Annotated in this window: 11 protein-coding genes; 9 read left to right on the forward strand and 2 right to left on the reverse strand. The window is 65.9% G+C overall.

The window, feature by feature from the left end; all coding sequences use genetic code 11:
• Positions 1-62 precede the first annotated feature (62 nt).
• Complete coding sequence (locus A3ES_RS0120245; protein WP_020388668.1) at positions 63-650, forward strand: dihydrofolate reductase family protein; 588 nt, start codon at positions 63-65, stop codon at positions 648-650.
• A 142-nt stretch (positions 651-792) separates the two neighbouring features.
• Here the strand turns inward: A3ES_RS0120245 and A3ES_RS47730 are convergent, their stop codons facing one another.
• The gene (locus tag A3ES_RS47730; RefSeq protein ID WP_020388669.1) at positions 793-1380 is read right to left on the reverse strand and encodes a P-loop nucleotide/nucleoside kinase family protein; all 588 of its coding nucleotides are present in this window, start codon (positions 1378-1380) and stop codon (positions 793-795) included.
• A gap of 175 nt (positions 1381-1555) precedes the next feature.
• Here A3ES_RS47730 and A3ES_RS0120255 point away from each other — a divergent pair, with 175 nt between their 5' ends.
• Complete coding sequence (locus A3ES_RS0120255; protein ID WP_020388670.1) at positions 1556-2509, forward strand: cyclase family protein; 954 nt, start codon at positions 1556-1558, stop codon at positions 2507-2509.
• Between the two features lie 226 nt (positions 2510-2735).
• Here the strand turns inward: A3ES_RS0120255 and A3ES_RS0120265 are convergent, their stop codons facing one another.
• Positions 2736-3692, reverse strand: coding sequence for a carbon-nitrogen hydrolase family protein (locus tag A3ES_RS0120265; protein ID WP_020388672.1), 957 nt, complete (start codon positions 3690-3692; stop codon positions 2736-2738).
• A 318-nt stretch (positions 3693-4010) separates the two neighbouring features.
• Between A3ES_RS0120265 and A3ES_RS0120270 the strand changes: the two genes are divergently transcribed.
• The 7 genes from A3ES_RS0120270 (at position 4011) to A3ES_RS0120300 (ending at position 10733) form a co-directional block, all read left to right on the forward strand.
• Entirely contained in the window at positions 4011-4376 is a 366-nt protein-coding gene (locus A3ES_RS0120270; protein ID WP_020388673.1) for a hypothetical protein, read from the forward strand.
• Positions 4373-4813 (forward strand): MerR family transcriptional regulator, encoded by a 441-nt coding sequence (locus tag A3ES_RS0120275; protein WP_020388674.1) that lies wholly within the window; start codon positions 4373-4375, stop codon positions 4811-4813. The genes A3ES_RS0120270 and A3ES_RS0120275 overlap by 4 nt, the downstream gene beginning before the upstream one ends.
• A gap of 363 nt (positions 4814-5176) precedes the next feature.
• Positions 5177-5740, forward strand: a complete 564-nt coding sequence (locus tag A3ES_RS0120280) for a dihydrofolate reductase family protein (RefSeq protein ID WP_020388675.1) — start codon at positions 5177-5179, stop codon at positions 5738-5740.
• A gap of 326 nt (positions 5741-6066) precedes the next feature.
• Positions 6067-6732 carry a Type 1 glutamine amidotransferase-like domain-containing protein gene (locus A3ES_RS0120285; RefSeq protein ID WP_020388676.1) on the forward strand — a complete coding sequence of 222 codons (666 nt, stop codon included), beginning with the start codon at positions 6067-6069 and terminating at the stop codon, positions 6730-6732.
• Between the two features lie 85 nt (positions 6733-6817).
• Entirely contained in the window at positions 6818-7285 is a 468-nt protein-coding gene (locus A3ES_RS0120290) for an NUDIX hydrolase (RefSeq protein ID WP_026163038.1), read from the forward strand.
• Between the two features lie 664 nt (positions 7286-7949).
• Entirely contained in the window at positions 7950-8906 is a 957-nt protein-coding gene (locus A3ES_RS0120295) for a hypothetical protein (RefSeq protein ID WP_169501784.1), read from the forward strand.
• 450 nt (positions 8907-9356) lie between these two features.
• On the forward strand, positions 9357-10733 hold the full coding sequence (locus A3ES_RS0120300; protein ID WP_020388679.1) for an IS1380 family transposase: 1377 nt from the start codon (positions 9357-9359) through the stop codon (positions 10731-10733).
• Positions 10734-10880 lie beyond the last annotated feature (147 nt).

The raw sequence follows: 10880 nt of genomic DNA on the forward strand, positions 1-10880 counted from the left end.
AAATCTATCATGAACTAGTGTTCATGAACATACGTTCACGATTCAGACGGGCGGCTCTCTTCATGAACCCAGCAGATCCTCAGCAGCACGACGACCCAACGCCACTGGGTACCGGCAAGGTGCTTCTGCACTTCGTGATGTCCCTTGACGGCTTCATCGCCGACGCCGGCGAGGACCCCATCGGCTGGTTCGCGGGAGTGGACTTCCGCCCCGGCATCGTCGAGGAGTACGCCGCAAGCATCGGCGCGATCCTGGGCGGCCGCAAAGGCTGGGACGCCCTCCCCGATCCCAGCGCCCCGTACGGCGGCGCGATGGGAGGGCCGGTGTTCATCCTCACCCACCATCCCGAAGACGCCCAACCCGCTGAGGGCGCCACCTTCCTCAACTGCGACGTGGCCGAGGCGGCCCGAATCGCGCTGGAGGGAGCGGGCGGCAAGAACCTCGCGATCTTCTCCGGATCGATCGGCAGTCAGCTACTCGAACGCGGACTGATCGACGAGATCCACCTACACATCGTCCCGGTCCTCCTCGGCAACGGAGTCCGCTTCTTCGACAACGCCGGCGGCACCCCCATCAAGCTAGAGCCCCTGAACGGCGACGCCCCGCGCACCGCGATCGACGTACGCTACCGCCCCGTCGCTTCACGCTAGCCGGTCGCCGGCAGATCCCTGCCTGCACGCGACCCTGTGACTACGTTCGTCGTCGGCTTGCCGCCATCGCGCGCGTGGCGTTGCCATACTTCCATGATCCCCGCCTATCGATGTCGTGCTACACACGCAGTCGTACGCGGGCTCACGCATCGGCGCTGTCGAGGAATGCCAAGGCCTTCGCGACGCACTCGTCCAACGGCTGGGTCGTGTCGAGCCGAAGGTACGTATCCGGCCGCTTCATGTTCGCGATCCCGTCGGCGAACAGATCCGCACCGGTGCGCTCGCGATCGGGTGCCAGGTCGATCGGTGGCGCGTCAACGGAGGGCCGCTGGCTGCGCAGCGCAGGCCGGGCCCGCAAGCGTGTATCAAGCAGGCCGATGTCCTCGGCGACGCATTCGATGTAGCGGTAAGCCACCCCGTACTTCGCCGCGAGCGCCTGCCCGGCCGCCAGCAACTCCTCGTAGAAGCACGGGCTGTCGATGATCACGCCGAGCCCCTGCGCCAGTACGTCGTCGGCCATCGCCTTCACCACGCTGTAGCTAGCCACCCGGGCGAAGGTGAAGGTGCCGTCACCATCCAGTTTCTCTGCGCCGTCACTGTCCAGCATCGCGGTCAGTACGACGTCGCGGTCTATCGCAACCAGGCGACGGCGGCGGACCAACTCGCGAGCGATGGTTGTCTTGCCGGCTCCCGGTACTCCCGACATCTGGACAACGACAACGTCACCCATGCGGCTCCCATCGCGATGGTCCTTCAAGAAAATTCGAAATCCTGGCCGGATGGCGGCTTCCTGTGTTTAGGTTCCGACGACGCGGGCCGCCCGGGTCGCGCCCAGGTTGGACTCGAAGCTTTGCATGCGATAGATCAATCGAGCGGGCAACGTGACCGGAGGAGTTGATGCTGGGATGACGGCAGCGCGACCGATGCCGACGCAGGACGACGTACTCGGGTACTTCGACACGCTGTCGAACTGGGGGCGGTGGGGCGACGACGACGAACTCGGCACGCTGAACCACATCACCGACGACGTCCGGCTGGCGGCGGCACGGGCCGTGCGCCACGGCAGGAGCGTGTCGTGCGCGTGGGAGGTCGCCGTACCGGGAGAAATGGAGCGGTCGACCACGACGTGCCCGTGCGCCGCCGACATGCCGGGCGCCGAGAACATGCCGGCGCCTTTCCGCAATGACCGGCGCTGGGGCTTTTCGAACGAGCGGCTCGGCATCATGTTCCACGGCAACACGATCACCCACGTCGACTCGCCGTGCCACCTCTACTGGGACGGCACGATGTACAACGGGCGCCCGCACTCGCTGGTCGACGCCGAAACGGGATCAGCGTGGGCGGCTGTCACCGCGGCAGCGAACGGAATCATCACGCGTGGTGTCCTGCTGGACATTGCGAGGGTCCGCGACGTGCCGTGGCTGGAACCGGGGCAGGGCGTGTTTCCCGAGGATCTCGAGAAGGCCGAGCGTCGCCAGGGCGTGCGGGTGCAATCCGGCGATGCGGTACTCCTGCGCACCGGCTATGGCCGCGCCCGGCACGAGGCCGGTGCGACCAGCGGATTCACGCAGGCCGGCTGGCACGCGTCCTGCCTGCCATGGCTGCAGGAACGCGAGGTCGCGCTGATCGGCGCCGACACTCCGCAGGACGTTCAGCCCTCGGGGTACGACGACGTGTTGATGCCGGTACACGCCGTGAGCCTCGTCGCAATGGGCCTATGGATGCTCGACAACTGCGACCTGGAGGCCTGCGCAACAACAGCCGCCGAGCTCGACCAATGGGACTTCCACCTCACAGTCGCCCCAGTCCGCTTCGCCGGCACATCCGGCAGCCCAGTCAACCCAATCGCGACATTCTGACTGCGGACTCGCGTCTGGGCGTCGATCAGGCCTGCGCTATTGGTCAGCTACGCCCTCGTCCTGGTCGAACGGTTCACGGCCGTGCTCAACGTCAGCCAGGCCGACGAGATCGGCGCCTACGAACGCGTTTTCGAGCCACCTGGCAGGGCGCCGCGGTCTACGGAGCCGAGGCCAGAACACTGCTGACTGGCTTGCTCGATCGGCAGTGGCCGGGCCGAGAAGATGCTCATTCGTCGGTGAGGCCGGTGCGGAATGTGGTGACAACCGGCCGCGGCGTGGTGTCGACGGCGAGCCGGAAGACGTCGGGGCGGTGGTAATGGCCGACCGGGTCGAACATTCGCCGCGCCGAACGTACCTTGGCGAGATCCAGTTCGGCGACCAAGACGGTCTCGGCGTGCCTGGCAGGTCCGGCAAGGATCTCTCCGTTCGGGCCCACGATCACCGTGTTGCCGGGCTCGACCCAGCCAGGCTCGTCCGGATCGTTCCGCCATACCCGGTCCCGGTCGGGAAAATCGGCCGGAATCTGGTCGGAATGCAGGCACGGGTTCACACCGATCACGTAGCAGCGGCCTTCTCGGGCTATGTGTCGCATAGTCGCGATCCAGCCGTCACCTCTCGCCAGCGTCGGTGCCACCCATACGTCGACACCCTGTGAGTAGAGGTAGAACCGGGCCAGCGGCATGTAGTTCTCCCAGCAGATCAGCCCCCCGATGCGACCGAAGGGAGTCGGGTAGGTTTCGAGCATCGAGCCGTCGCCCATACCCCACACGGTGCGCTCCGAACCGGTCGGCATCAGCTTGCGATGCTTGCCGATGAGGTTGCCGTCGGCATCGAAGTACAGCAACGTGTTGTAGATCGTGCTCCCCGTGGCCTCGCGTTCGTTGACTCCGATCACGAGATAGACCCCCGCTCGCCGAGCCGCTGCCCCGAGCCGGTCGGTGGTGTCGCTCGGTACGACGACAGCCTGATCGGCCAGCATCGCGAACCACTGCTCGTCACCGTCCCAGATCGGCGGCCCGTCGATCCAGATCGGAGTACCAGGCACGAACGCCTCGGGAAACACGACCAGGTCGGCCGCCTGTACTGCGGAGTCGGCCAGCAACTCCTCCACCTTGGCAAGCGTTGCCTCGCGATCCATCAGCACGTAAGCCGCTTGCACAGCCGCAACCGTCAACGTCGTCATCTCGCCTCCCGCCCCGACGATACGCCGGACGGCGGGTGTCACACCCGCGACGAAGACATACCTCTCTGGCCGAAGGGGCGCCTAGCGGACCACGCGATAGTCGACGTGAAGGTAGCCCCCCACCCGGCTAAAGCACGCTGATCGGCGGTTGACGTACCAGTTGGTCCAGCAAGCCAATCCCAGGCGCACAACCGCCCGGCCGTAGCCACCGATGATCCAGACGCCCTTACCAGGCAGCGGTCCATCCCGGCAGCCGGTCGGATCAAGATCAGGCAAGGACTTGCACTCGATACCTAGGTACAGGTTTACCGTCAAGACATGACCACAGAACCTCTGGATCCGACGAACGCCGACGAGGGGAGCTGGGCTCCGCAAGCCTGCACCCTCCCGACGGCCGAACAACCTCTCCGGATCGCCGAGTTCGACAACCTGTTCGCTGAAGGTCTGCGAGAGCTGGAGCGCCAGGCCCCGACTGCGCTGACGCTGACACTGGATTCGGCGACCGAAGAGACAGCACGGGACTTGGCTGCGCGTGAGTCAAGCTGCTGCTCCTTCTTCGGATTCACCTTCTCACCGGGTGACAGCGGGAAGCTACAGCTTCAGGTGACCGTTCCCCCGGCGCACGTCGGCGTACTGGACGCCCTAGCGGCGAGAGCAGCGAGCGCGGCTGGGCTGTCACTGTGACTGGGACCTGGCTCCGTACCGGACAGATCGCCGAGGCAGCGGGTGTCAACCAACAAACCCTCCGGTACTACGAACGGCGCGGCCTGCTGGCCGAACCGGACCGCAGCCCTGGCGGCCATCGGCTCTATCCACCGGGGACCGTCACCGTGCTCCGGGTCATCAAAGCGGCGCAGCGACTCGGATTCACTCTGGAGGAGATCTCCGACCTACTCGAGGCCGGCCAACACCACCACGGCCGGAAGCCCGATGCCGGTCTCCAAGCTCGGGCACGGGAGAAGCTCGTTGACGTGGAGGCGAAGATTGCGGACCTCAACGTGATCGCAGGCAGCCTGCGTACTGCGCTCGACGCGGGCTGTGACGACCTGATCGACTGCGCCCACAACCCAACCTGCCCCCTACCTTTCGCCGACCTTGCTACCACCGGCCCTAGAGGCTGACCGACGGATCGGGGACCAACCGTGGCTGCTGCTGATTGCACGTTAACTGCAGGCATCTACCGGGCTGAGCGGCCGAATGGGCGCCGATGCGCACACCGAGCACGAATGACTACCGCCGAACTCAGCTCCCGCATTGATCAGCTTCCTGCGCCGAGCCGATCTAGACTCCCGAGACCGGCCCATTCCCGGAGTCCAAGGAGCTCATCGACGCAGGCCCCAGCAAGTGCCACTGCCGTATAGGCGCCGACGGAGAAGCCTCGTGGGAATTTCTGCCAACGACCTGTCGGATCCGGAGTGAGGCGTTCGTAGTACGGGTGACGGGGCCGGAGAGAGGCCGCCGGACTAACAGAAAGGCATTGCGCCATGCGGAAGCTGATCTACGGTATGAACCTGACCCTGGACGGCTACATCGCCGCGCCCGGCGACGACATCGGCTGGGGCGTGCCGAGCGACGAGCTGTTTCAGTGGTGGCTCGACCGGGAGTTGGCGATCGGGCTGTTGATGTACGGGCGCAAGCTGTGGGAGACGATGAGTTCCCACTGGCCGACCGGCGACCAGCAGCCCGACGCCACCCCGGCGCAGATCGAGTTCGCGCGGAACTGGCGGGACACGCCGAAGGTGGTGTTCTCCTCGACGATCGACAAGGTCGACTGGAACACCCGCCTGGTCACCGGCGACGCCGTAGCGGAGATCACCCGACTCAAGGCCGACGACGGCGAGCCGATGAGGGTCGGTGGCGCCACGCTCGCTGGGGCGGCCATGCGGGCCGGGCTGGTCGACGAGTACGAGATCGTCACCCATCCGGTACTAGTGGGCGGCGGCACACCGTTCTTCACCGCGCTGGACAGCTGGGTGAACCTGAACCTGGTGGAGACGCGGACGTTTCCCGGCGGCGTGGTGCTGACCAGGTACGAGACGAGGCGGTGAGCGCGATCCCTTTGCTGCGGCAGGTAGCCAGGCAGAGGGTCATGTCGTGCCAGTTGATGCTTGACGGTTCGGTGCCACCTGACGGTTGACACCTCGTCTAGGAGACCGGGGGTGCGACGCTCGTCCGCTCATGCCAAGTACGGCGCGCGCATGCGGAGGCCGGCCGAATCCTTAAGGCAGGGTTGTCGGATCCGGTACGTAGTGTTCGTGGAACAGGTGAATGGTGGCCAGTCGAGGGCGCCACAGGGCAAGACAAGGAGTCAGGCGATGACAGGTCCACGGTTTGTACGCCGCACGGATCCGTCGCACTCAACTCGGGAGGCGTTGTGAAGCTCCTTCTCACATCCGGAGGCATTACGAACGGGAGCATCCGCGAAGCGCTGGTCGATCTGCTGGGCAAGTCGATCTCCGAGTCCCGTGCGCTCTGCATCCCCACGGCGCAGTGGGGCCACCCGATGCTCGGGCCCGCCACGGTGCGGCGCTTCGTCACCGGCGAGCCTCCGTGGCACATGTCCAGCCTGGGCTGGGAATCCGTGGGCGTCCTCGAACTCACCGCGCTGCCCAGCATCGGCGAGGAGCGGTGGGTGCCCTGGGTCCGAGAGGCCGACGTGCTGCTGGTGGACGGCGGCGACGCGACGTACCTGTGCCACTGGATGCGGCAGTCAGGGCTGTCGCGATTCATGCAGTCGCTGCCCGAGACGGTCTGGGTAGGGATGAGTGCCGGCAGCATGGTGATGACACCGCGGATCGGTGACGACTTCGTCTCGTGGCCGTCTGCGCCGGACGACCGCACGCTTGGAGTCGTCGACTTCTCGATCTTCCCGCACCTGGACCACGAGCAGATGCCGGAGAACACCATGGCCGACGCGCAGAGATGGGCGGCCGGCATCGCAGGTCCGACCTACGCCATCGACGACCAGACCGCCATCAAGGTGACCGACGGCAGTGTCGAGGTCATCTCCGAAGGGCACTGGAAGATGTTTTCCGCATAGCCGACGGGCTGTTAGCAGGGGCGCTGACCGTTGAACGAGTTATCACGCGAAGGAATTGTCGGATCAGCCTGGCAACCTCCGCGGTATGCCGATTCCAAGAGCAGCCGCCGTAGTTACCGAAGGCCGTCGAGCACTCGTGATCAAGCGCTACTTGCGGCACAAGTCAGCCAGCGCCTGCGTCATGTGCGAAGCCAGCGACTGGAAGGGCCCGGACTGTCCTGGCCACCACTACGCGGTGCTGCCAGGTGGGCATGTCGAGGAAGGCGAGACGCCCGAAACAACAGCCTTGCGGGAGCTGAACGAGGAGACCACTCTCACGGCCCGAATCGACCGGTTGCTGTGGACCGGCAAGCACAACGGTAGGCCCGCGTCCTATTTCCTGATGACCGAAGTCACGGGCACACCAGTCTTGTCCGGTGACGAGGCCGAGGCGCATGGCCCAGAAGACAGCTTCGAGCTGATGTGGGCCGGGGCTGACGAGTTCGACGAGCTGGGTCTCTACCCTGCCGACGTCAGGTCGCCACTGGCCGAACTCCTGAGCGCCAGCGCCTAACCCCACTCAGCGTTTCCCGTCCGCCACTTGATGGTGGACATCGGCATCAGCATGACCGCCCGGAACACGACAGATCCGGGGGCGCCGATTCTGCTCGCCGAGGCGGCATTGCCGCGGCAGCCTGGGTGCCTGGTTGTTGTAGAGCTGTCCACCCTTGGCGAGGTAGCAGGTCCAGGGTGCTGTCGAGAAGCGGGCGCAGCACCGTGCGGTTCAGGGGGCGCAGCACGCGCCCGGGGTGGGTGGGAGCACCCGGTGTGGCACGCGACGGAGGAGCGGGCCTAGCTGGGCGCGTGCGGGTTGATCCACAGTCCCCGGGATGACAAAACCCCAGGTCATCCACCTGGTGGCCTGGGGTTTTGCTTACGCGCTCGGAGGGATTCGAACCCCCAACCTTCTGATCCGTAGGAGCCTGCACCACACACCCGGCAGCAGGGCAGCGCCTCGGGCCTGGAGCCACCAAGAGCGCAGATGGGCCGATCGTAAGGGACCGTTGGGGTACGACTGGGGTACAGAACATCAGCTTGAGAATCGTACGAAAGCTGCTGGCACCTGGGCTCTGCGCCAGCTCAGAGCGGTCCCGAGTGGCCCGGAGTGCCCCTGTTGGCCTGCCGTATGTCACGCGGATCCCTCGAAGTCGGTTGCCGCATGGCGGATGATGCCCGTGATGAGAACAACACAAGCTGAACGCGACCAAGCCAACCTTCGGCGGCGACTGGAGGTCTTGAAGCTGCCGATCGTGCCGTTGGAACACCACGGGTACTTGATGCCCTCAGACCGGGCGGAGATGCAGTCCGAACCTGAGGCTGTGGGAGTTGGGCCTGATGGCACGGCCTTCGGTGTCTGGTCACACCGGCAGGACCCCCGGCGCAAGCAGGTGACCTGGCACCTCGGTGGTAAGGAGCTCGGCGGTGCCATCGCCGTGGAGACCGAGCTTCGGGTGTGGTTCGTGCAACCGCTTCCTGGGGGGCGCGTCCTCTTGGCAGCAGCGCGGGCTGGGCATGGTGAGTCAAACGGTGAGGTGTGGACTCGCAACGGCGATCTGGAGCACCGAGGCCACCTCGGCGATGCCATCGAGGAGCTTCAAACGACGCCGTCCGGCAAGGTGTGGGCCGGATATTTCGATGAAGCGATGGGCGGAAGCGGCCCGGAGGGGCATGGCCTTGCACGCTTCAACCATGATCTGACTGTTGACTGGCTCTACCCGAGAGACGCCGGGCTCCCGTACATCTCCGACTGCTACACGCTCAACCTTCACCGCGAGACCGCCCACTTCTGCCCCTACACGGACTTTCGCATCCTGTCGGCGTCAGGGGACAAGGTCAGCGACCTCGGGGCGTCTCCATATAGGTCCGCGCACAACATGCTGGTGAGGGGCGCAGACCGCGCGCTCCTGGCTGGCTGGGGTCCCGAGTACGACGTCGTGACGCTGTTGCATATCGGCCACGACGGTGTGCGCCGTGTGGGCGGGCAGTGCCGCATCGTCCTGCCCGATGGCATGGAGACACAGCGCCTGCGTTACACCTGCCGAGGCAGTGACCTACACGCCTTCACCCAATGGGGAACGTGGTACCGCACCAGCTTGGACGCGCTGAGCGCGGTGGCAGGCTCCGCTGACGCATGACGGTGGTCGTCTTACATCGCCAGTCGACGCGGTTCAGGGTGTGTAGCGGGTGACGTGAATCGAACCCGCATATTCAGCTTGGGAATCGTGCCCACTCCCCCGCCCACGCTCAACTCGGCATACCCAACCGGCCCCTTCCTGCCTGGAGTACCCCTCCCCGGCCACCCCGAATGGCACACCAATGGCACGGTTTGGGGCCGCACGAGCGCTACTCCACCTTCTGGCCGGCTGTGGTGACAACCCACCCACCTGGGCGACTCACTTAGTCAGTCGTCCGGCCACAAACGCGACGGCGGCAACGACCAAGCCTCCGATCACCTGGATAGCTAGCCTCGGCGTTTCACAGAAATTGGTGCGACACGTGAGCTGAAAAGGCGAGAGTGCCTTGTCTGTAAGGGAAAATTGGGCTTGTCGAAGGTCCAAGGATCCCGAGCAGGAAGGCACTCTCAGGTGAAGGTTAGCAAGGCGGCGCGTCGGTTCAAGGTGTCGGCGGATGGTAAGGGGATCGTGTCGCATGCCGGAACCGCGCTGTTGCGGGAGTTGGCGGCCGAGACCGGGCTGGTGAAGGGGTGGACCGAAGCGCTGATCGACACCTACCGGTTGCCGCCGCTGCATGCACCGGGCCAGGTGCTGGTGGACTTGGCGGTGACGATCGCCGACGGCGGCGACGCGCTACGGCACCTGCGGACACTGCGGGACCAGCCGAAACTGTTCGGGCCGGTCGCATCCGACCCGACCGCGTGGCGAGTGGTTGACAAGGTCGATGAGGTCAAACTGGACCTGTTGCGGGCCGCGCGCGCAACAGCCCGGGAGCGGGCCTGGGCGGCCGGTGCCGGCCCGGACCTGTCCGAGCAGTTGTGGCTGCTCTTCGACGCGACCCTGCTGACCGCGCACTCGGACAAGGAGAACGCCGCACCCACCTGGAAGAAGGGATACGGCTTCCACCCGTTGCTGTGTTACCTGGACCGGCCCGACATGTCGGGTGGAGAGGCGCTGGCCGGGCTGCTGCGGCCGGGCAACGCCGGCAGTAATACCGCCGCCGACCACGTGACAGTGCTGGACCTGGCGATCGCCGCGCTGCCCGAGAACGTCCGGCCCCGGCCCGGGGCGGTCGACGCGCCCAAGGTGATGGCCAGCGCTGATTCGGCCGGTGCGACCCACGTGTTCGCCGCCGCGCTCCGCAAACACGGGATCGGGTTCTCGCTCGGGTTCTCCGTCGACGAGAACCTGCAGCAAGCGATCCTGGCCACCCCGAAACACGCCTGGCAACAGGCCTACAACGCCGACGGTGAGCCCCGCCGCGGCGCCTGGGTCGCCGAACTCACCGACCTGCTCAACCTCGACAACTGGCCAACCGGGTCCCGCGTCATCGTCCGTAAAGAACGCCCCCACCCCGGCGCCCAGCTCACCTTCACCGACATCGACGGCCACCGGTTCACCGCGTTCCTCACCGACACACCCGGTGGTCAACTCCCCGACCTGGAGATGGAACACCGCGCCCACGCCCGGGTCGAGGACCGGATCCGCACCGGGAAAGACACCGGCCTGCGCAACCTTCCGTTCTACGCCTACACAGCCAACGCCTGCTGGCTCGAACTCGCGCTGGCCGCCGCCGACCTCATCACCTGGTCCCAGGCCGTCTGCTTCACCCACACCCTCGCCCGCACCGAACCAGCCACCTTCCGCTACCAGATCCTCCACACCGCCGCAGTCCTCGTCCGCACCGCCCGCGGCCGGCACCTCAGACTCGACACCGACTGGCCCTGGGCCCCCAACCTCGCCGCCGCATTCGACCGACTCCGCACCGCACCCTGGCCAGCCACCTAACCCTGGCCCACATCCCTACCACCCAAGGACATCGGACCCCCGCACACCCGACGCGACAGCCGGGCCAAACCCACGCCACCAACCGTCAAACCCACCTAAAACACGGCACCCGAAGACACGCCAGAACCCCATGAAATATCGAGGCTA

The organism is Kribbella catacumbae DSM 19601 (assembly GCF_000372465.1).
Classification (GTDB): Bacteria; Actinomycetota; Actinomycetes; order Propionibacteriales; family Kribbellaceae; genus Kribbella; species Kribbella catacumbae.

Coding starts and splice junctions, on each gene's coding strand:
- A3ES_RS0120245 (WP_020388668.1), top strand. CDS start 63: ATGAACCCAGCAGATCCTCAGCAGCACGACGACCCAACGCCACTGGGT.
- A3ES_RS47730 (WP_020388669.1), bottom strand. CDS start 1,380: ATGGGTGACGTTGTCGTTGTCCAGATGTCGGGAGTACCGGGAGCCGGC.
- A3ES_RS0120255 (WP_020388670.1), top strand. CDS start 1,556: ATGACGGCAGCGCGACCGATGCCGACGCAGGACGACGTACTCGGGTAC.
- A3ES_RS0120265 (WP_020388672.1), bottom strand. CDS start 3,692: ATGACGACGTTGACGGTTGCGGCTGTGCAAGCGGCTTACGTGCTGATG.
- A3ES_RS0120270 (WP_020388673.1), top strand. CDS start 4,011: ATGACCACAGAACCTCTGGATCCGACGAACGCCGACGAGGGGAGCTGG.
- A3ES_RS0120280 (WP_020388675.1), top strand. CDS start 5,177: ATGCGGAAGCTGATCTACGGTATGAACCTGACCCTGGACGGCTACATC.
- A3ES_RS0120290 (WP_026163038.1), top strand. CDS start 6,818: ATGCCGATTCCAAGAGCAGCCGCCGTAGTTACCGAAGGCCGTCGAGCA.
- A3ES_RS0120295 (WP_169501784.1), top strand. CDS start 7,950: ATGAGAACAACACAAGCTGAACGCGACCAAGCCAACCTTCGGCGGCGA.